General features: G+C 70.1%; 14 protein-coding genes, 1 tRNA gene and 1 pseudogene. 5 read left to right on the forward strand and 11 right to left on the reverse strand.

Annotation, left to right across the window (positions count from 1 at the left end):
- Nucleotides 1–66: 66 nt before the first annotated feature.
- Together Q2K21_RS01350 and Q2K21_RS01355 are read right to left on the reverse strand one after the other, a co-directional pair.
- Complete coding sequence (locus Q2K21_RS01350; protein WP_310763208.1) at nucleotides 67–1911, reverse strand: S9 family peptidase; 1845 nt, start codon at nucleotides 1909–1911, stop codon at nucleotides 67–69.
- A gap of 141 nt (nucleotides 1912–2052) precedes the next feature.
- Nucleotides 2053–4023 (reverse strand): NAD-binding protein, encoded by a 1971-nt coding sequence (locus tag Q2K21_RS01355; RefSeq protein WP_310780523.1) that lies wholly within the window; start codon nucleotides 4021–4023, stop codon nucleotides 2053–2055.
- A gap of 264 nt (nucleotides 4024–4287) precedes the next feature.
- Between Q2K21_RS01355 and Q2K21_RS01360 the strand changes: the two genes are divergently transcribed.
- Nucleotides 4288–4503 carry a twin-arginine translocase TatA/TatE family subunit gene (locus Q2K21_RS01360; protein WP_310763209.1) on the forward strand — a complete coding sequence of 72 codons (216 nt, stop codon included), beginning with the start codon at nucleotides 4288–4290 and terminating at the stop codon, nucleotides 4501–4503.
- A 183-nt stretch (nucleotides 4504–4686) separates the two neighbouring features.
- Here the strand turns inward: Q2K21_RS01360 and Q2K21_RS35690 are convergent.
- Nucleotides 4687–4995 (reverse strand): annotated as a pseudogene (locus tag Q2K21_RS35690) (peptidoglycan-binding domain-containing protein); the annotation flags it as partial.
- Between the two features lie 119 nt (nucleotides 4996–5114).
- Here Q2K21_RS35690 and Q2K21_RS01365 point away from each other — a divergent pair.
- Complete coding sequence (locus Q2K21_RS01365) at nucleotides 5115–5477, forward strand: hypothetical protein (RefSeq protein ID WP_310763210.1); 363 nt, start codon at nucleotides 5115–5117, stop codon at nucleotides 5475–5477.
- Nucleotides 5478–5909: 432 nt separating this feature from the next.
- A complete protein-coding gene (locus Q2K21_RS01370; protein WP_310763211.1) occupies nucleotides 5910–9014 on the forward strand; it encodes a fibronectin type III domain-containing protein in 3105 nt (1034 codons plus the stop codon).
- A 107-nt stretch (nucleotides 9015–9121) separates the two neighbouring features.
- Here the strand turns inward: Q2K21_RS01370 and Q2K21_RS01375 are convergent, their stop codons facing one another.
- The 7 genes from Q2K21_RS01375 to Q2K21_RS01405 form a co-directional block, all read right to left on the reverse strand.
- The gene (locus Q2K21_RS01375) at nucleotides 9122–10441 is read right to left on the reverse strand and encodes a phosphatase PAP2 family protein (RefSeq protein WP_310780525.1); all 1320 of its coding nucleotides are present in this window, start codon (nucleotides 10439–10441) and stop codon (nucleotides 9122–9124) included.
- A gap of 280 nt (nucleotides 10442–10721) precedes the next feature.
- The gene (locus Q2K21_RS01380; protein ID WP_310763212.1) at nucleotides 10722–11135 is read right to left on the reverse strand and encodes an LAETG motif-containing sortase-dependent surface protein; all 414 of its coding nucleotides are present in this window, start codon (nucleotides 11133–11135) and stop codon (nucleotides 10722–10724) included.
- A 316-nt stretch (nucleotides 11136–11451) separates the two neighbouring features.
- On the reverse strand, nucleotides 11452–12036 hold the full coding sequence (locus Q2K21_RS01385) for an SRPBCC family protein (protein WP_310763213.1): 585 nt from the start codon (nucleotides 12034–12036) through the stop codon (nucleotides 11452–11454).
- Nucleotides 12037–12189: 153 nt separating this feature from the next.
- A complete protein-coding gene (locus Q2K21_RS01390; protein WP_310763214.1) occupies nucleotides 12190–12756 on the reverse strand; it encodes a TetR/AcrR family transcriptional regulator in 567 nt (188 codons plus the stop codon).
- Between the two features lie 357 nt (nucleotides 12757–13113).
- Nucleotides 13114–13187: transfer RNA gene (locus tag Q2K21_RS01395), tRNA-Pro, on the reverse strand.
- A gap of 33 nt (nucleotides 13188–13220) precedes the next feature.
- Entirely contained in the window at nucleotides 13221–14006 is a 786-nt protein-coding gene (locus tag Q2K21_RS01400; protein ID WP_310763215.1) for a Pr6Pr family membrane protein, read from the reverse strand.
- A gap of 103 nt (nucleotides 14007–14109) precedes the next feature.
- A complete protein-coding gene (locus tag Q2K21_RS01405; RefSeq protein ID WP_310763216.1) occupies nucleotides 14110–15036 on the reverse strand; it encodes a metallophosphoesterase in 927 nt (308 codons plus the stop codon).
- Between the two features lie 270 nt (nucleotides 15037–15306).
- On the opposite strand from Q2K21_RS01405, the gene Q2K21_RS01410 reads away from it, so the two are divergent.
- Nucleotides 15307–15774 (forward strand): GatB/YqeY domain-containing protein, encoded by a 468-nt coding sequence (locus Q2K21_RS01410; protein WP_310763217.1) that lies wholly within the window; start codon nucleotides 15307–15309, stop codon nucleotides 15772–15774.
- A 118-nt stretch (nucleotides 15775–15892) separates the two neighbouring features.
- On the opposite strand, the gene Q2K21_RS01415 is transcribed toward Q2K21_RS01410, so the two are convergent.
- Nucleotides 15893–18169: a transglycosylase domain-containing protein gene (locus Q2K21_RS01415; protein WP_310763218.1), complete on the reverse strand. Its 2277-nt coding sequence runs from the start codon at nucleotides 18167–18169 to the stop codon at nucleotides 15893–15895.
- Between the two features lie 568 nt (nucleotides 18170–18737).
- Between Q2K21_RS01415 and Q2K21_RS01420 the strand changes: the two genes are divergently transcribed.
- Nucleotides 18738–19967: an IS110 family RNA-guided transposase gene (locus Q2K21_RS01420; RefSeq protein WP_449343593.1), complete on the forward strand. Its 1230-nt coding sequence runs from the start codon at nucleotides 18738–18740 to the stop codon at nucleotides 19965–19967.
- Nucleotide 19968: the final 1 nt, after the last annotated feature.

Here is a 19968-nt window from a genome sequence, read left to right on the forward strand (position 1 = left end):
CCGTGGGGCCCGGGGTGCGGGACACACGCGCATGCCCCGCACTCCCGCCCCCGGATGCCACGCTTCTCACCTCCCCAGATGCCGCTCCGCGAAGTCCAGCTCCAACCGCACCTGCTTGATCCGTTCGTCGACCACCAATGAGCCGTGCCCCGCGTCGTACCGGTACACCTCGTGCACCGCGTCCCGCGTGGCGAGCCGGTTCACGTAGTTCTCGACCTGGCGGATCGGGCATCGCGGGTCGTTCACCCCCGCCGAGATGTAGACCGGTGCCTTCACCGCGTCGACGTACGTCAGCGGCGACGACGCCTCGAACCGCTCGGGCACCTCCTCGGGCGTGCCCCCGAGCAGCGTCCGGTCCATCGCCTTCAGCGCCTCCATCTCGTCGTGGTACGCCGTGACGTAGTCCGCGACCGGCACCGCCGCGATACCGATCGCCCACGCGTCGGGTTGGGTGCCGAGCCCGAGCAGCGTCAGGTACCCGCCCCACGAACCGCCCGTCAGGACGAGCCGCTCGGGATCCGCGAGACCGGACGTCACCGCCCACTCCCGCACCGCCGCGATGTCCTCCAGCTCGATCAGCCCGACCCGGTGTTTGAGCGCGTCCGTCCACTCGCGCCCGTATCCCGTCGAGCCGCGGTAGTTGATCCGCACCACCGCGTACCCGTGGTCCACCCAGGCCGCCGGGCCCGCCGCGAACGAGTCGCTGTCGTGCCAGGTCGGGCCGCCGTGGATGTCGAACACCGTGGGCAGCGGCCCTCTCGACCCCGCCGGCTTCTGCACCAGTGCGTGGATGCGGCCGCCGGGCCCCTCCACCCACACGTCCTCCACCGGCACCGACCCCGGCGACCTCATCCCTGGCGGGTCAAGCACGACCTCGCCCGACGTCGACCGCACCACCGGCGGCTCGGCGGCCGACGACCACAGGTACTCCACGGTCCCGTCCGGCCGGGCCGTCGCCCCCGACACGGTGCCCGGCGGCGTCGGCACCCGCACCAGCTCGCGCGTCGCCAGGTCGTAGCGGAACAGCTCGCTGCGTGCCTCGAAGCTGTGCACGATCAGCAGCGCGGAGCCGTCCGGATACCACTCCGCGGCCACGTCACCCGGCAGCTCCAGCGCCAGGTCCGTCTCGGCACCCGAGGCGATGTCCCACACCAGCGGCTCCCAGCGGCCGCGCCGCTGGTGCCCGATCAGCAGCCGTGTGTCCCCCTCGACCGGCGCGAAGCCCAGCACTTCCAGGCCCAGCTCGACCGTGCCGCCCTTGGTGTCGTCCAGCTCCGCCACCGTGGAGCCGTCCGGCCGCAGCACCCGCAGTGCCGAATGCATGGCGTCGCCGTGCTCGGTGTGCTCGACCGCGATCAGCGAGCCGTCGTGGGAGAGGGCGCCCACCCCGGCCGACTCACGGTGCCGGTAGATCTCGACCGGTCCCTGGCCGGTCCGCACCAGATGGATCGTCGACCCGTCCTCGTCGGTCGACCGGCCCACGACGGCGATGTGCCCGTCCCGCCCGATCGCGAGCCCGGCCGGATACGACGGCTCCAGCCCGGGAGCCGCCGGTTCGTCGGGTCCCGCGGCGGTACCGGAGCCGTCCGCTCCGGGCGCGAACGGCTGGCGTCTCCAGATCCCGAACTCGTCCCCGTCCGTGTCGTCGAACCACCAGATCCACTGGCCGTCCGGCGAGAGCACGCCGTCCGTCGTGCCGTTCGGCCGGTCCGTGACCTGGCGCTGCGCGCCTGTGGCACGGTCCCACGCGTACAACTCGTACGTCCCCGTCGCGTTGGAGACGAACAGCGAGCGATGCGGCGCGTCCTCCGCCCAGTCCGGCAGCGACACCCGTGGCGCCCGGAAGCGCTTTTCCCAGTCGGGCATGTCCTCGCTGTGCTCCGGCGAGGTGGACCCGTTGCTCTCAGTCATGGCCCCATAGTGCCTGGCCCGGCCGACTTTCCGCGGCAGAGGCCCCCAGCCTGTGGATAACTTGCCTGGGAAACCCTTTGACCAGGAAATTCCTACGCCCCGATCGTCTTACGGCGCCTACCCGCGGTCGTCTTACGGTGCCTACGCCCCGCTCGTCTCGCGGCGCCTGCGGCCGAGGAGTTCGGCCAGTCCGCGGCGGGTTGCCGCCAGGACCACCCGGTCCTCGGGGCGCAGTACGTAGGTCGGCGGCAGGTTCCAGACCAGTCCCGAGGGGCGGTCGGAGGCATCCGGCCCCGGATTCGGCGTCTGGTCCCGTCCGCCGGACGTCGCGGTGTCCAGGGCGAGTACGCGCCACGCCCCGGCGCGGAACGCCTCGGCGACCGTCCGCCCCTCCAGCTGGGGGTGCCCGGCCACGTCCACGGCGGCGAACAGCAGCACCCGTCGCTCCACGGGGATCGCCCCCAGGATCTGCCGTCCCAGCATGGCCCCGGCGAACGCGGGCGCGGCCAGATGCGAGACGCTGCGGCTGCGCGTCAGGGCGTTCGGGTGCGCGGCGCGCAGCGTGCGGTAGACAGCGGTCGCGAAGTCGTCGTCGTACAGGCGCAGGACGACCCGGAGGTCGGGGCGCACGGACCGCGCGTACAGGACGGCCTCGAGGTTCGTGGTGTCGGCGCTGGTCAGCGCGAGCAGCGCGTGCGCCCGGTGGATCTTGGCGGCCTCCAGGACGCCTTCCTGCGTCACGTCTCCGAGTACGACGGGCACCCGCAGCCGCCGAGCTGTCGCCAGCCCGCGTGCTTCCGGATCGCCCTCGACGCACACCACGGGGATCTTCAGTTCCCGCAGCCGGGTCATGACCCGGGTGCCGATCTTGCCGACGCCCAGCAGCACGACGTGCCCGGACAGCCCGCGCGGCGGCCTGCGCAGCGCGGTTCCGCTGCGGAAGGTGCCGAGCGCCTCCAGGACAGCCGCCAGCAGCACTGGCAGCAGCAGCAGTCCGACCAGCCCGGACAGCAGTTGCAGGATCTGCCGTCCGATGGGTTCCCCGATGGCCGGGTTGTTGATCGCGAACAGGTCGAGCAGCGTCAAGTACGTGGCCGTCAGCGGATTTTCACCCGTGACCGCCATGGACGCGACCGCGAGCGCGACGACACACCCCACGAGCCCGGCGAACGACCAGCGCAGCCGCCGCGACAGCAGGAAGGCGAGTGGTACGACACTGCGCCCGGTGGGCAGCGCGGGACCCGAGTAGGAGACCGTCTCCAGGACGACGGTGCCGCGCCCGGTGGCTGCAGCGATCGCCCTTTCGTCCGGCAGGAGTCGCGGTCCGTGCTCGCCACTGGCCTCGGAACCGTCGGCGCCGGCCGGATCGTTGGTCGTCGCGGACAGCAGTGCCAGGGTGCACAGTCCGGGATCGGCGACCTGACCGGGCCCCGGCGGCGGGCGCTCGACGGCCCGCAGCATCAGCCCGTCTGTCTGGACGACCTTGGTGGTGCCGGCGACGGCGGTCGCGGCCAGCGCGGGCGCGGCGGTGTCGGCGTCGGACAGGACGGTCGTGGACGCGTCGAACGCTTCGGAGTCCCCGTCGGGCCCGCCGGACGCCAACGCCGCGGCCTGGTCGAGGAGTTCCTCGATGTGCTGCCCCAGTCGCCGGTTGTAGAGCCGCAGGACCAGCCGCAGCCGCGGGTTGAGTCGGCGCGCGGTGAGCGCGGCGCGGATATTGGTCTCGTCGTCGTCATATACGAGCGCCAGCGCCGTGGCCCGCTCCACACCGGCCTCGGCGAGCACCGCCTCGGACGCCTCTGCGGCCTCCAACAGCCTTTGCGAGCCGGAAGTTTCGGCCGTACGTCCGCCGGCGGCACCGGCGGTGCGTCCGTCTGCGCCGTTGCCGTTGCCGCTGCCGCTGCCGCTGCCGTTCCCGTTCCCGTTGCCCGCCGCGCGCGTGACGGCGGCGGAGACCCGGTCGAGCAGGGTCGAGGTGCGGGCGCGGCCGACCACCGGCTGCCGGGCGACCCGTTCGGTGGGCGGGACGACGAGGGTCACCTGCTCGCCGTAAACCCCTCGCAACTCGGCGGCCAGCCGGTGCGCGAGCCCGTCGTCCCCGCACACCACCATGTGTGCGACGGGGTCACCCGACCCGTTCTGCTGCGGAACGCTTGCCACGGGGAGAAAGACTGCCCTACTGGTGCGCTGGTTCCACAGTGGTGCCGGGCGAGAGGCGCCGCGCCCCGGGACTCGGGCGTGCCGGGATGCGGACGCTCCGCGGAGGCCGCCCGCACCCGGCCGGAAGCCGGACTTGTGGGGCGATCATCCACCGGGAGAGACTTCTACGGCCCTGTAGATCCGCATACCCACCTGGGAGCGAACCTGATGTTCGGCATGAGTGAGCTGGCCGTGATCCTCCTCGTGGTGATCGCCGTGCTGGGGTTCAAGAAACTGCCGGAGCTGGCGCGCTCGGCGGGGAAGGCGACGCGCATCTTCAAGAGCGAGGCGAAGGCGTTGAAGGAGCAGGACGCCGGGGCGCCCGGGGCGGGTGCGGGCCGTGTCGTCCAGGGGACGGTGGTCGGGCGGGACGAGTCGGCGCCGCGTTCCTGAGGCGTCGCCACGGCGGCGGCCGTAAAGCTGGATCGAGGAGAGATTGTGCTCGGTCGCGGCGGTGAACCTGCCGGTGACGTCCGTGAGCAGTCCGGCGTTGGTGAGCAGCGACTGCAGAGCCCGTACATCCGATCCTTCGGAGCGTGAGTCGACCGGCCGTACGAGCAGCGGCCAGGTCCGCCGGCCGACCCTGCCGTCGGGTTCCAGGCCGTGCTCGGTCTGGAACGCCTTGACGGCGGCCGTGGTCCGGCGCCCGAAGTACGCGTCGACGGCCACGGGATGGCCCTGTGCGACGAGCAGGTACTGAACGGTCCGCGCGGGCCAGAAACGGTCAACATCATCGACACGGCGAACGGCAAGGCAGCCCTGACCAGTCCCTGGGGCGACCGGCCGAACCGCAGGGTCGCCCTCGATGCCCGCATGCTCAACGGGCTGCTGAAGCTGCGCACCCAGTTCGGCTACACCTTGAGGGGCGGCCCGCTCTTCCCCCACGAGCAGAGCCGCGTCGCGACGGCGTCATGGCGGAGTCACGCCGGATCAACGCCGCGGTCACGGCCGGTCTCCCACGTTGGTGGAGGTGTTCACGTGGCCCATCCACCCAGGGAGGCATCATGGCGGCGGGCATCCGGAGGCACACACCCCGCGTGATCGGCGCGTCCTGCCTGGTCGCGGCGCTTGCCGGAACGATGGGTGTGATTGGCGTGACAGGCGTGACCGGCGTGGATGCGGCACCCCGAACAGCGAAGGCCGCGGCGGCTCCGTCGAAAGCCGTGTCGGGCCTGCGCTGCAAGGTGGTCCGCGACGCCAAGACCGGCAAGCTCGTCCTGGTGGACGCCGTGACGGACAAGCCCATTCCGGACCCGAGACTCTGCCGAGGCGGCGCCGCTCCGCCCAACGCTCTCGGCGAAGTCACCGCGGCCACCGCCGGCGGCCGGGACGGCGCCACCACAGGCGGCCCCATCGGCGGTCGGTAAGGCTCGGCGACACCCGCGAGGGTGACGTTCGTCCGCCGCCGGCCGCGGAGCGGACCCGATTCGGACGCGCACACCTGGCACAGGCGTCCGGGTCTCCGGACGCCTCCCGCGGGTGCCGAGAAGACCGACGTCGAACTCCCGTGCCTGATGGGCAAGATGAACCCATGAGTGCCCATCAGGTAGTCGCGAGCAGCTCGCCCGCACCCGGCGGGGACGCAGACCGGCTTCACCCGGTTCGTGGTGTTCCATCACCTGGGAGTGGCGAGCGCTTTCGGATGCGGACGCGATTTCTGCACGGTTTCTGCACGATTTCACACGCGAATATCTGTTCGCGTGCCATCATCGCTGGGGCAGAAAGCGATCACCCGGTGGACCACCCGAGCCGCCATGCCGCACCGGGTGCGCCGGGTCTGAGGAAGGATGACGCCCCCGATGGGCAGACCCGTTCCCCCGCAATCCCGTGTCCGGGCGCCGCACCGGCTGCTGTGGCCGCTCACCGCGGCCGCCGCCGGAGCCGCGCTCATCGCCAGTACCGTGCAGACCCCGCCCCAAGCCCGGCCGGACGCAGCGCCGGTCGCGGCCCTGAGCTGCTCCAACGGGGTATGGAAGGCCGACTACTACGCCAACACCACGCTCACCGGCACACCCCGCAAGTCACTGTGCGACAAATCCATCAGCGAGAACTGGGGCAAGGGCCATCCCGCCGGGATATCCCTGCCCAACGACCGCTTCGGTGTCCGCTGGACGATGCGCCGCAACTTCGGCGGGGGCGGCCCTTTCCTGCTGAAGACCGCGGCCCAGGACGGCATCCGGGTCTGGATCGACAGCAAGCGTTACGTCAACCTGTGGCACGACTACTCCTCCACCCAGCACGCGAGTGTCAAGGTGACCGTGCCCGCCGGAACGCACACCGTGCGGGTCGACTACACGGCTCTCACGGGCTCGGCCAACGTCAGCGTCAGCCTCGCCCCGAATACTCCGGACAAGGTCGCCCCACTGGCTCCCGCCTCCCCGAAGGCGGTGCGCGGTGACGGCCGGGCCACCGTCAGCTGGGCCCGCAACGCCGAGGCGGACCTGGCCGGTTACCGGGTCTACCGCTCCACCAGCACCCCCGTGGCGATCGACACCGCACACCGGATCAGTGGCTCCGGTCTGCTGACCGGCAGCACGTTCACCTCGACCGGACTGCGCAACGGCACCAAGTACTGGTTCGCCGTCACCGCCGTGGACCGCTCCGGCAACCAGTCCCGTGCCTCGGCCAACGTCTCGGCCGTGCCGGCCGACACCACCCCGCCGCGGGCCCCGGACCTTCTGGGCGCCGACGGCTACGGCGACATCGACCTCAACGGCAACGGAGTGCCCGACCCCGACGACGACCTCGGCGAGAACCACCTCAGCTGGGGACCGAGCTGGGACGACGACTACAGCACCAGGGACTCCTTCGCCGGCTACCACGTCTACCGAGCCACCGCCCCCGGCGGCCCCTGGGCCAGGATCAGGAGCGCCGACGCCCGGGTCGTCCAGGAGAACGCCTACTCCGACAAGGACGCCCCGATCGGCATCACCGCGTACTACCGGGTGACCGCCGTCGACACCGCCGGCAACGAGTCCACCCCGGCCACCACCGAGCCCGGTGAGTACGCCAGTACCACCGCCTCTGCGCTGCGCCCCGACACCGGCCTGTACCCGCCGCAGCAGCCCACCGGGCTCAAGGGCGAGCTCGCCGCCGGCGCTGCCGCGCTGGACTGGGCCGACAACCCGGTGGGCAGCCCCGTGCACGGCCTGACCGCCGGCTACCAGGTGCAGTCCGCCTCCTCGGCCTCCGGTCCCTGGACCCTGCGCGTCGGCGACGCACCACTGACCTCGTCGAAGTTCACCGACACCACCCTGCCCGAGGGCGGCACCCGCTACTACCGGGTGCGCGCCGTCGGCAAGGTGGTCGACGCCGACACCCCGCGCGCCTACTCGGCCTGGACCGAGCCGGTCGCCGTCAGCCGCCCGGTGCCGCCGGACACCACCCCGCCTGTCGCGCCCGCCGCCCCCGAGGTCACCGCACCCGACGGCGGCACCACGGCCACCCTGACCTGGACCACCACCGGCTGGCCCGGCTATGACGCCGACTTCGCCGGCTACCAGGTCACCCGCAGCGCGGACGCCGACGGCCCGTTCACCGACACCGGAAGCCCCCGCACGCCCCAGTGCGCCGCCGTCTCCGGCACCGAGGACCAGGTGCGCTGCACCCTGACCGACGGCCCGATCGCCGCCGACGCCACCCCGTACTACCGGGTCGTCGCGGTCGACGAGACGGGCAACCGCTCCTCCGGCACCGTGGTCCAGCTGAAGCGGCTGGCCCCGTCGGCGCCCAAGCCGCCCACACCCACCGGGCTGACCGCCACCCGCACCGACGACGGCCTCCTCCTCGACTGGGACGACTCCCCGGCATCCGAGGTCTACCTCTACTACCTGTACCGCACGACCTACGGCAGCCCGTGCGCGAACGCCGACACCTTCCACACGGCCAACTCCTACTACCTGGACACCAGCCCGTGGCTCAGGGCCCGTTACTGCCTGTCGGTGCGCGGCTTCGAGGGCAACTACAGCGACCCGATCTGGATCGACGTGTCCGCCGAGTCCACCGAGACCGCACCGCAGGCGCCCGAGATGCCGACCGCGTCGGGTACCACCGACGGCATCCGGCTGACCTGGTCCGTCAACGACCCCGCCGCGGCCCGCTACGAGGTCTGGCGCCGCACCGAGACGGACGCCGTCTACATCAAGACCGCCGACATCCCCGCGACGACATCCCCGGAGTGGACCGACACCGACGCACCGGCCGGAGTGCCCACCTGCTACCGGACCGTCGCCGTGAACGCGGCGGGGAACCGCTCGGGCTTCTCCGAGGACGACTGCGCGGTGCGCCCGTACCCCGAGGGCACCGCGCGTCCCGACCGGCCCGCGGGGCTGGCCGCGCGGCAGGAAGGCGACAACGCGGTGCTGTCCTGGCAGCCCGTCCCCGGCGCCACCAGGTACCTGGTCTACCGGTACTGGGGTAATGCCGCCAACCCCGGCACACGGATCCAGGACGAGCCCGTGACGGGCACCACGGTGACCGACACCGCCGCGCCCTACACATCCTCGGGCGCCTATTACGCGGTAGTGGCCGTGGACGCCGCCGGCGTGCGCTCCGAGGCGGCGGTGCTGCCGTGGATGGGCGACGGCTTCGGCGCCTCGATGACGCTGGCCGCGAGCGGCTCCGCGGACGGTGTGCTGCTCACCTGGGCGTGGTCCTGCCAGAGCGACTGGTGCCCGGAACCGTCCTCGGTCACGATCGAGCGCTGGAACCCCGCCACCCAGGTGTGGGACGAACTGACGTCGACCCTGCCCGGCACCGCCGTGTCCTACCTGGACACCGCCGCACCGGCCGGGGCGACCTCGTACTACCGGGTGCAGGTCTACGGCCAGGACGGCGACACACCGTCCCAGATGGGTTACGGAGCCGTCCCCGGCACCCGCCCGGCGGCGCCCACCTCGAACTGACGCCCCGCCGAAGCGCCCGCCCCGCCGCCCGTCGCACCGATGGACGGCGGGGCGCCGCATGCGGTCCCACTCGGGAAGGGCTCGGCCCACACCCGATGCACCATGGTTCAAGCTGGTTCGGGCAGCGGTTCGGGTTGCCGCGCCGGTACGGCCTTCGGTTCCCACTGTTTGGTGGTCCGTACGTAGCCGTAGACCACTGAGGCCATCGCCAGAACGAGAAGGGGTCCGAACACCCACGGCTGTTCGGCCATCTCCACCGGCAGATAGCGGTATGACACCAAGAGCGCAGTGAAAACCGTTGCGCCGTAAGCGACCAGCTGTATTCCTGACCGATCCCAGCCACGTTCCTGCGAGCGCAGAGCTGCCTCGATCGTGACCGAGAACACCACGCCTGCGAGGATGTCCGCGCCGTAGTGGTAGCCGAAGCCCAGCGTCGCGCAGAGCGTGGCAATCAGCCAGAACGTCCCCGCGAATCGCAGTATCCGTGGGCCCTTGCGGGAATGCATGAAGATCGCGGTGGCCCACGCTGTGTGCAGGCTGGGCATGCAGTTGCGTGGGGTGATCCCGTCGTACGGCATCGGGTGCGGGGTATGGAGCGGCGGCGGTGTGTGGGGCCACAGGTCGGCCACCGCCAGGTGCGCGCTGCCGGTGCCGAAGGCGCCGGTGCCGTAGGCGAAGATCGGTCCGACCACCGGGAAGATCATGTAGATGCCCGGCCCGAGGAGGCCGATCACCAGGAAGGTGCGCACCAGATGATGGCGCGGGAACCGGCGTTCGACCGCCACGTTACGCAGCTGGTACAGCGCGACGACGACCGCGGCCACCGCAAGCTGAATGTAGACGTAGTCGAGAACATGGGCGCCGACCGGGCCGGTGGCCCTGACGATCCGGCCCATCACCCACGAGGGGTTGCCCAGCGCGTGATCGGCGGTTGCCACGTACTGGTCGAGCACCGCCGGGCGGGTCTTCGACGTGATGAGCAGCCAGGCATCGCCGGTCTTGCGGCCGGCCACCAGTAGCAGGGCCAGCCCGACGCCCTTCAGCAGCAGGACACGTTCCCGGCCGGTGCGTCGCGTGACAGCGATGACCGCGTAGCCCAGGATCACCCACAACGCGCCGTTGCCGAACATCATCTTGGCGTCGAACGCCCACCGCACCAGAAAGAAGGCGACGTCGATGCCGATCGCGGCACCAGCCGCGATGAACCGTTGCCGCCAGGGGAGCACCACCATCATCAACGCCATGCTGGCGTACAAGAGCGGCCCCGATTTGGGGGCGAATATCACCTCTCGCGCCTGGTTGGTAATCGGCCCCGGCAGGCCGTAGTGACGTGCGGCGATCTCCAACGTGATGAGGAATCCGAGGGTGACCACACTCGCTGCGGACCACAGTATTGCCCGTGGCTGACGCCACGTGGCGAATGGAATTCTGCGGTTTATTCGCGAGACCACCCGCGATGCTATAGATATCAATTTTTGGCCGCTTTGTCAGACATTGGTTAAATGATTACTCTTCGTGCTGGACGGTATGACTTTCCGGTCGATCGTCGTGAGCCCGAACATGTTATCGGGGCGGTGCGGCTGGGTTTCGTTGGTTACGGGCGTTGCGTGGATCTGTCGAGACGAAAGCGGGGGCCCAAGGTGTCCACGCGACTGCGGACACCTTGGGCCCCTGCCCGTGTGTGATCCTGACCGTGCTGCCTGTCGGCTAGGCCTGATCGGTTGTGCGGCGCCTGCGTACAACGAAGAGCGCCGTGGCACCGACGGCAACGGCTACCAGAGCGGTGCCTACGAGGATGGGCGTGCTGCTCGACGAACCGGTCTCCGCAAGGTTGCCGTCCGCCTTCGGCTTGTTGGTGCCGGTGCCGGTGCTGCCGTTACCCCCTGGCTGCTCAGGTGTGTTGGTCATCGGCAGGACTGCCGCGAAGGCGCCTGCGATCACCTTGTGCCCGGCGGGGTTCGGGAGCGGGTCCTGCTTCGTGCAGGCCCAGGTCAGCCGGCAGACCTTGGCTACGTTCGCGGGCACCTCGCCGTAGCCGGGGACATTGACGAGGTTGTCGAAGTCGTCCGAGGAAAAGGCTCCGGCCACGTCCGCCGCCTTGAAGCCGGCGACGGCGTACACCTGAGAGATGGCCGTGTTGGCAGACTTGATCAGGGAAGCCGAGTCCTTGGCGGACTTCTGACACGTAGCCGACCTTGCCGCGGTGCTCGGCCATGGCCTTCAAGGCGGCGTCCAGCTGGGACTTGGCGCCGGGATACTCGCACTTACCGCCCTTGGCCGGCGATTCGGTGGTCTCCCCCGTGCAGCCGAGGCGTATGTGCTCAAGCCCGGGCTGACGCTGTTTGAGCTGCTGGTGGAGCTGGTCGGTGTAGGCGACCGGCGTGTCCTTGTCGACGTCCGGCTGGTAGCCGGAGGCCATGTGTGCGCCGTTGCACGGTCACTTGGCGGCCTGGGCCTCGGCCTCGTGCTTGAGGTTGTTCACCCAGTTGTGGAGGGAGTTGTCGAGGGCGGCCTGCAGTACGGCCTGGTTGGCGACGACCGGGGCTCCGGTCCAGGACTCCTCGGTGTGGACGAGGACGCCGTCGCGGGCCGGAGTGAAGGTCCACACATGGATGGCGGTGATGCCCTGGGCGGGGCCGCCCCAGGCCAGGCGCTTGCCGTGCTCGACCTGCTTGACGGTGGAGGTGATGTTCAGTCCTTCGGTGGTCCAGCGGAATACGGAGCCGGGGCGCAGGCGTCCGGGAGTGTCCTTGACGACCGTCTCGACGTCGGGCTGCCAGGTGGGCCACTTCTCGACGTCGGTCTGGATCTTCCAGACGGTGTGGAGGGGGGCGTGGATGAGGATGTTGTCGCGGGTGATGACCGGCGCGGTCTCGTCGATCCGCACGTCATCGGCGTGCTCGGCGACGACGGCTCGGGGCGTTTCGGGCTTGTTCTCGGTGACGGCGTAGGCGGTGCCGGAGGCGGTGAGGACGAGCGCGGTGATGGTGGCGGCGAACTTGGCCGCGGTGATCGTACGCATGGTGCTTGGCCTTTCGTGGAGAGGGCAGGTTTCTCGGGTGCTCGACCGGGCCCTGGGAGGAGAGAGTGTGTGGTCAACCACTCATAACGGATCGGTAGGAATGGCGGGGCTGTGCGCCCCGCCGACATGCCCGCCGTGCCGCCGGGCCTGGCGTCAGTAGTGTGTGATGCCCGCCGAGAGCGTTCGGGTCCAGGGGGCGTCCACGTCGTCGGCGCCCATGGAGACGATCAGGTGGCACAGCATGCCGACCGCGAAGAACTGCTGGACCTGCTCCTCGGTGCCGCCGGAGGCGCCGCGCACGTACTCCACCAGCCGGGCATAGCCCTGCCGGACCGCCTCGCGCACCGCCGGCTCGGAGACGGCCGCGGCCTGGGCGTGGAGCTGAATCAGCATCAGGTCGTTGTCGCTGATCAGCCGGGCGTAGGCATCCCCCATGGCGTCCAGCACCACGTCCGCCGAACTGCCCTTCGCGTCGGCAGCGGCCCGCTCGAGGCTGGCTCGCACCTGCACGAAGCAGTGCTCGACCACCGCGGTGAACAGCAGCTCCTTACTCGGGAACAGTCTGTAGACGTAGGCCTGGGAGATGCCCGCCGCCTTCGCCACCTCGGTCGTGGTGGTGCCCCAGTAACCCCGGGCGGCGAACGCGCCGATGGCGGTGCGCAGCACCGTCTCGCGGCGCTCCTCGGCGGTGGACAACTGGCGGGGACGCTCGCTCTTCATGTGAGTACTCAACCACTCACACTTTTGGATGTCAATCCGTCCGCGCCGAGCACGCACACGTGGGGGGTGCGCGCCGCAGATCGGCCGGGGCCGGGGCCGGGCCATCGGGGCTCCGACCCGGCACCGCACGCCCGAATCGGCCAGGACGCCCTGCAGTCGCTCCGCCCAGGCCTCGTGGTCGTGGTGGACGAGGAACCCGTGGCGCGACCACGCGCCCGCATGGCCTCGGCCTGGACCCGGGAGTTGTTCAGGTCGATCACGCGGTCAAGGCCGGTCGTTGGCGCCTGTGCCCCCTGTCCGGCTCCCGAGCACGACAGAGGGCACATACTCACGTGAGTATGTGCCCTCTGACCAGCGTCGGGGTGGCGGGATTTGAACCCACGACCTCTTCGTCCCGAACGAAGCGCGCTGCCAAGCTGCGCTACACCCCGATGTCGCTGCTTGTCGCGGCGACGTCGTTTACTTTAGCCCACCGGTGGCTGTAGACGAAATCCGGTTTTGGCGCGGCGGCGGATCGGGTCCGGGCGGAGGTGGTCGAGGGCGACCAGGAGGACGGCCAGGGCGAAGAACGACAGGCCGAGCAGGAGTGCGTTGGCGAGGACGCTCTTGTAGCCGAGCCGGCCCGCGTCCAGGAACGGGTAGAGGTAGCGGCCCTGCGTGCCCGGCAGGATCAACTCGCCCCGCACCAGGGACAAGGCCAGGTATGCCAGCGGGTACAGCAGCCACCTCCTGGCGTGCCGCAGGCGCAGCGGGGCCGGGCTCGTCAGGAGCAGCCAGTCCAGCAGTGCCGCGGCCGGTGTCAGCGTGTGCAGCACCTGGTTGGTGAGGGCGGGCCAGCCCGTGAGCGCGTCGGTCCGGCCCGTCATCGAGAAGGTGCCCGGCTCGTTCACCAGGACCACGTGGTAGACCAGGCCCGCGATCAGGACGTAGAAGAGCGTGCCGCCGGTCACCAGGGGCGGCAGCGGGCGGCGGGCTGTCCACGCGCGGTACGCCGACAGGGTGAAGACCAGGGCGACGAGAACATTGCTCTGGATCGTGAAGTAGCTCAGCACCCGGACCGGGCTGCCGAGGGTCAGGTCGACGGCCACCGCGGCCGCGGCCGCCAGTGCCACCAGCAGACGGTAGACGGCCGCCATGGGGTGGCGTACGGGTGCCACCACGGCTGTCGCGGGGACGGCGGACGGCATCAGCGACGGCGTGCCCGGCACCGCGGGGAGGCCCGGGATGTCCTTGGGTATCGGCGCGATCATGCCCTCACGCTAAGCGGGTCGGGCAGAACGGGCGATGCGGGTGATCCGGGCGGGTTACGCGCCCGGCCGGCGGGCCACTCCTTCCTGTGGCCGCCGTCAGCTGCTACTTCCTACCCACCAGGGTCAGCAGCGTGGCCTCCGGGGGACATGCGAACCGCACCGGCGTGTAGCGGTTCGTCCCGCAGCCCGCCGACACGTGCAGGTACGACGTCCGCCCCTCCGCCGTGTGCCGTGACAGGCCCTTCACCCGGTCCGTGTCCAGGTCGCAGTTGGTGACCAAGGCACCGTAGAAGGGGATGCACAGCTGGCCGCCGTGGGTGTGGCCGGCCATGATCAGCGGGTAGCCGTCCGCCGTGAACGCGTCCAGGCTGCGCAGGTACGGCGCGTGGACCACGCCCATCGAGAAGTCCGCCGACGCGGACGGACCGCCTGCCACCTGCGCGTACCGGTCGCGCTTGATGTGCGGGTCGTCCAGGCCCGTCAGCTCGATCTCCAGGCCGTCGATCTTCAGCATTCCCCGTGTGTTCGTCAGGTTCAGCCAGCCCGCCGCGTCGAAGCCGTCGCGCAGGTCCTCCCAGGGGTTGTGAAGGACGCCGACCACGGGCGGATTGCCGTTGAGGCCGTGGCGGCCCATGGCCTTCTCCACCAAGTAGAGGGCGGGGTTGCGGAGTCTGGGGCCGTAGTAGTCGTTCGAACCGAAGACGTAGGCGCCCGGGAACTCCATCAGCGGACCCAGCGCGTCCAGCACCTCCGGCACGCCTTCCGGGTCGGAGAGGTTGTCGCCGGTGTTGATCACGAAGTCCGGGCGCAGGCCCGCCAGCGAGCGCAGCCAGCGCTGCTTCATGCGCTGCCCGCTCACCATGTGGATGTCGGAGACCTGGAGCACCCGCAGCGGGCGCGCCCCCGGGGGCAGCACCGGGACCGTCACCCGGCGCAGGCGGAAGGAACGGACCTCGATCCCGGCCGAGTACAGCAGTCCGGCGGCGGCAACCGCCGTGATTCCCAGGGGTACTCCGTATCGCGCGCGCATATGACCATCGTGTCAGACCTGCGGGACGCCACGCGCACACCAACCGCGGACGGCGACCGAGGGCCACCTGTGGACGGCCGGGGTCAGGGGAGGGGCACTCCTGTGGGCGGCCGAGGCCAGGACAGGGGCACTCCCGTGGACAGCCGGAGCCCGGAGAGGGGTACTCCTGTGGGCGGCCGGGGCCCGGAGAGACGGCACGTCTGCGGAGCACCGCGCGTCCCCTGGAAATCAACGGGCGTCCGCGCCGTCACACCTGCGACAATCGGAGCCATGACCACGCTCAAGTCGAAGCTGCACGAAGACCTCAACGCCGCGATCAAGGAGCGCGACGAGCTCCGTTCCTCGACGCTCCGGCTGACGCTCGCCGCGATCACCAAGGAGGAGGTCGCGGGCAAGGAGAAGCGCGAGCTCTCCGATGACGAGGTCACCAAGGTGATCACCCGCGAGGCGAAGAAGCGCCGCGAGGCCGCCGATGCCTTCGCGCAGGGTGGGCGCCCCGAGCAGGCCGAGCGGGAGAAGGCGGAGGGCGAGGTGCTCGCCACGTACCTGCCCAAGCAGCTGTCCGACGACGAGTTGCGGCAGATCGTCGTCCAGGCCGTGGAGGAGGCGAAGGCCGCGGGGGCCGAGGGTCCGCGGGCCATGGGCCAGGTCATGAAGATCGTGAACCCGAAGGTGGCCGGCCTGGCGGAGGGCGGCCGCGTCGCCGCCGTGGTCAAGCAGCTCCTCGCGGGCGGCTGACCGGGCCGCTCTCGCACCAGCGCGTACGACAACGGGGGCGCCCCTCGGGCGAGGGGCGCCCCCGTTGTCGTATCAGGAGTGCAGGAACGTGCACAGGAACTCGGATGCCGGGAGCGGACTAGCCCGTCTGCCCGCCGTTCTGGTTTCTCCCGGTTCCGTTCTGCTGGCCCCATCCCCCCGGGAGGCTGATGGAGGGATCGGGGAACCCCCCGCCGTCAGATCCTGCGTTGGCCTGCCCGTTCGTCGTCTGCCCGTTCGTGGCCTGCCCGCCGTTGCCCTGTCCGCCCTTCGCTTTTCCGTTCTTCCCGTCCTCCTCGTCGCCGCTGTGGCTGTCGGGGATGTTGACGAGGGAGAACTCCTCGACCGGCTTGTTCGTCAGAGCGCCCGACATCATGTCGCGCCAGATCGGGCCCGGGACCTTGCCGCCGTAGACCTTTTCCCAGGTGGTGCCGCCGATGGTGACGTTGACCATGCGCCGCTTGTGCGCCGGGTCGCCGACCCAGACCGCGCCCGCCATGTTCGGCGTGTAGCCGACGAACCAGGCCGCGTAGCGGAAGTCCGTCGTACCGGTCTTGCCCGCGCTGGGACGGCCCTGGAGACCGGCCTCCTGACCCGTACCGTCCTCGACCACGCCCTTCAGCAGCGTGCTGATCGTGTCGGCGGTGGTCTGCGACATCGCGCGCGAGCACGTCGACTTCGGGACGTTGAGGGACTTCTTCTGCTTGCCGACCGTCTGCGTGATCGATTCGATGGCGACCGGCGTGCAGTACGTGCCGCGGGAGGCGAAGGTCGCGTACGCGTTCGCCATCGTCAGCGGCGACATCTCCTGCGTGCCCAGCGCGATCGACGGGGCCTGGACGATCTTCCCGCCGTCCGCGCGGTTCACGCCCATCTTCTTGGCCATGTCGACCACCGGGCAGATGCCGATGTCGCTGATGAGCTGCACGTAGTAGGTGTTGACCGACTTGGCGGTCGCCTCCTTCATGCCGTACGGGCCCCGCTCCGACTCGTTCTCGTTGGAGAGAGTGGACCCTTCCGTGTTCACCCAGTTCTTGCCTTCACAGGCCGAGATCGGGCTCGGGTACGGCATCTCGTACGGCGACGAGTACTCCTGGGTCGCCGGCTTGCCGCCTTCGATGGCGGCCGCGGCCACGATCGGCTTGAACGTCGAGCCGGGCTGGTAGCCCGCGCCGCCGCCCATGGCCTTGTCCACCGAGAGGTTGATCTGCGTCTCGTTCTTGCCGAAGCCGTACGGACGGGACTGGCCCATCGCGAGGATCTTGCCGGTGCCGGGCTCGACGATGGTCGCTGCCGTGGCCACCTCGTCACTCTTGTTGACGTGCTGCTTGATGGAGTCCTGCACCGACTCCTGCGCCTGCGGGTCGAGCGTCGTACGGATCGTCAGACCGCCACGGTTCCAGATCTTCGCCCGGTCCTCCTTGTTCTTGCCGAACACCGGGTTGTTCAGGAACACCTCGCGGACGTAGTCGCAGAAGAAGCCCGCGCCCTTGACCGCCGTGATGCAGCCGTTCTTCGGCCGGCTCACGTGCAGCCCGAGAGGGGTCGCCTTCGCCTTGTCGGCCTCGTCCTGGGTGATGTCGTGCACGTCGGCCATGCGCTGCAACACCACGTCGCGCCGCTTCTTGGCCTCCACCTGGTTGTTCACCGGGTCGTAGTACGTGGGCGACTGCACGAGGCCCGCGAGGAGCGCGGCCTCCTGGAGCTTCAGGTCCTTGGCGTGCTTGGAGAAGTAGCGCTGGGAGGCGGCCTCGATGCCATAGGCCTGCTGGCCGAAGAACGTGATGTTCAGGTAGTTCTCGAGGATCTTCTTCTTGCCCAGCTTCTCCTCGATCTGGATCGCGTACTTCAGCTCGCGGACCTTGCGGCCGAGGGTCTGCTGGGTGGCCTGGGCGACCTTCGTCGGGTCGTCCCCTGCCTCCTCCACGAAGTAGTTCTTCACCAGCTGCTGCGTGAGCGTGGAGGCGCCCTGGGCGACTCCACCGCTCTGCGCGTTCCGGTTCACCGCGCGCAGGACGCCCTTCAGGTCGATCGCGCCGTGCTCGTAGAACCGTGAGTCCTCGATGGCGACGATCGCCTTCTGCATGTACGGCGAGACGTCCTTGAGGTCCACCACCGTGCGGTCGCGCGAGTAGACCGTGGCGATCGCGCCGCCCTTGCTGTCCAGGATGGTGGTGCGCTGGCTCAGCTGTGGGCTCTTCAGGTTGGCCGGAATCTCGTCGAACCCCTGGACCGAACCCTTGGCGGCGAGTCCCAGCGCACCCGCGGCGGGCAGCGCGATGCCGGCCATCACCGCCCCCGCGAGGACACTCACTCCGAGGAACTTGGCGGCCTGCTGCACGGGAGACAGCCCCCCGCCCGAGCGCTTCTTTGGCATGAGGGCAGCCTAATCCGTAGTTATGAGCGTTCCGACGGAGCGGGTGCTTCTCGGGGCGTTCGAGTACCAGACCGTGACATCCAAGTGCAGCCGGGCCGCGGAGGCCTCAACGTAGATCGGTGCGCGGTCTGGCGCGAATGGTGGTGGCGGTCACGCGGGCGCCGGGCGAATGCCTCACGACCGCCGAGCCTCGACGCCTAGCTGTAGACCGGGCGTCGTCCGGCGCTCGCGTGACCGCCACCACCTTCGTCGGCGCCGGACGGATTCCTGAAGCCAGCCTGGTCCATGAGGCCTCGGCTGAGACCTGGTGCCGTCCGGCGCCGTCAATCCCAATCGTCTTGATCACTCGTTGGCTTTGGTGGTGCGAGCCCATCGCACGGTGACCTCTTGATACGCCCGAGCTGTCTGAGCTCCCGCATAGACCGAGGCCCGTGGGGTGCGCTGGTGCCACGAACGGCTAGTGAGGTGGCGGCCCGACCGCAATGCGGTCGAGGCCTGGGATTAGGTCGCTGCGTGGCCCGCATGCGCTCGTGACCAGCGCAAAGGCAGAACTCTGGGGAGGGGCATCTTGATCTACTGCGGAATCGACTGGGCGGAACGAACCCACGACGTCGCCCTGGTCGACGACACCGGCCAGCTGCTGGCCAAGCGGCACATCACAGACGACGCGGCCGGCTACAAGATCCTGCTGGAACTGCTCGTCGAGTACGGCGACAGCGAGGAGGATCCGATCCCGGTGGCGATCGAGACCTCCCGCGGTCTGCTGGTGGCCGTCCTGCGGACCGGCACGCGCAAGGTGTTCGCGATCAACCCGATGGCCGCCGCCCGCTATCGCGACCGGCACTCCGTCTCTCGCAAGAAGTCCGATCCAGGCGACGCCCTGGTCCTGGCGAACATCCTCCGCACCGACATGCACGCCCACCGGCCCCTGCCCGACGACAGCGACCTCGGCCGCGCGATCAGCGTCCTGGCCCGCGCCCAGCAGGACTCCCTCTGGAACCGGCAGCAGCTCGCCAACCAGCTCCGGTCTCTGCTGCGCGAGTACTACCCCGCCGCCCTGGCCGCCTTCGCCGCCTGGGCCAACGGCCTGTGCCGTCCCGAGGCCCGCGAACTCCTCAAGACCGCCCCGACCCCGGCCCGGGCCGCGCGCCTGACTCGCACCCAGATCCAGGCCGCGCTCAAGCGAGCCGGCCGCCAGCGCGGCATCGATGCCGAGGCCGAGCGCCTCCGCGAAGTCTTCCGTGCCGAGTGGGCCCACCAGCCTCCACTGATCGAGGACGCGCTCGGCAAGCAGATGCTCGCCCTCCTCATCCAGCTGGACGCCGCCTGCACCGCCGCCGACCAGCTCGCCGAGGCGGTGGAAGAGGCCTTCCCCCAGCATCCGGACGCCGAGATCCTGCTGAGCTTCCCCGGCCTCGGCATCCAGCTCGCCGCCCGCGTCCTGGCCGAGATCGGCGACGACCGCACCCGCTTCGCCGATGCCCGCGGCCTGAAGGCCTACGCCGGCTCCTCGCCCATCACCCGTGCCTCCGGCAAGAAGTCCGCCATCACCAGACGCTGGGTGAAGAACGACCGCCTCAACCACGCCGGCTACCTCTGGGCCTTCGCCTCACTACGGGCATCTACCGGAGCCAACGCCCACTACCGGCGCCGACGCGAACAAGGCGACTGGCACGCCGCCGCCCAGCGCAACCTCTTCAACCGCATGATCGGCCAGCTCTACCACTGCCTCCAGCACCGCAAGCCGTTCGACGAACAGGCGGCGTTCCCGGCCCTTTTGCTTGCCGACGCGGCTTGAG

This window comes from Streptomyces sp. CGMCC 4.7035 (assembly GCF_031583065.1).
Lineage (GTDB): Bacteria > Actinomycetota > Actinomycetes > Streptomycetales > Streptomycetaceae > Streptomyces > Streptomyces yaanensis.

What these genes read in the sequence shown, in the direction of transcription:
- Q2K21_RS01350 (WP_310763208.1), bottom strand. Translation starts at nt 1,911, where the DNA reads ATGACTGAGAGCAACGGGTCCACCTCGCCGGAGCACAGCGAGGACATG.
- Q2K21_RS01355 (WP_310780523.1), bottom strand. Translation starts at nt 4,023, where the DNA reads ATGGTGGTGTGCGGGGACGACGGGCTCGCGCACCGGCTGGCCGCCGAG.
- Q2K21_RS01360 (WP_310763209.1), top strand. Translation starts at nt 4,288, where the DNA reads ATGAGTGAGCTGGCCGTGATCCTCCTCGTGGTGATCGCCGTGCTGGGG.
- Q2K21_RS01365 (WP_310763210.1), top strand. Translation starts at nt 5,115, where the DNA reads ATGGCGGCGGGCATCCGGAGGCACACACCCCGCGTGATCGGCGCGTCC.
- Q2K21_RS01370 (WP_310763211.1), top strand. Translation starts at nt 5,910, where the DNA reads ATGGGCAGACCCGTTCCCCCGCAATCCCGTGTCCGGGCGCCGCACCGG.
- Q2K21_RS01385 (WP_310763213.1), bottom strand. Translation starts at nt 12,036, where the DNA reads ATGCGTACGATCACCGCGGCCAAGTTCGCCGCCACCATCACCGCGCTC.
- Q2K21_RS01390 (WP_310763214.1), bottom strand. Translation starts at nt 12,756, where the DNA reads ATGAAGAGCGAGCGTCCCCGCCAGTTGTCCACCGCCGAGGAGCGCCGC.
- Q2K21_RS01400 (WP_310763215.1), bottom strand. Translation starts at nt 14,006, where the DNA reads ATGATCGCGCCGATACCCAAGGACATCCCGGGCCTCCCCGCGGTGCCG.
- Q2K21_RS01405 (WP_310763216.1), bottom strand. Translation starts at nt 15,036, where the DNA reads ATGCGCGCGCGATACGGAGTACCCCTGGGAATCACGGCGGTTGCCGCC.
- Q2K21_RS01410 (WP_310763217.1), top strand. Translation starts at nt 15,307, where the DNA reads ATGACCACGCTCAAGTCGAAGCTGCACGAAGACCTCAACGCCGCGATC.
- Q2K21_RS01415 (WP_310763218.1), bottom strand. Translation starts at nt 18,169, where the DNA reads ATGCCAAAGAAGCGCTCGGGCGGGGGGCTGTCTCCCGTGCAGCAGGCC.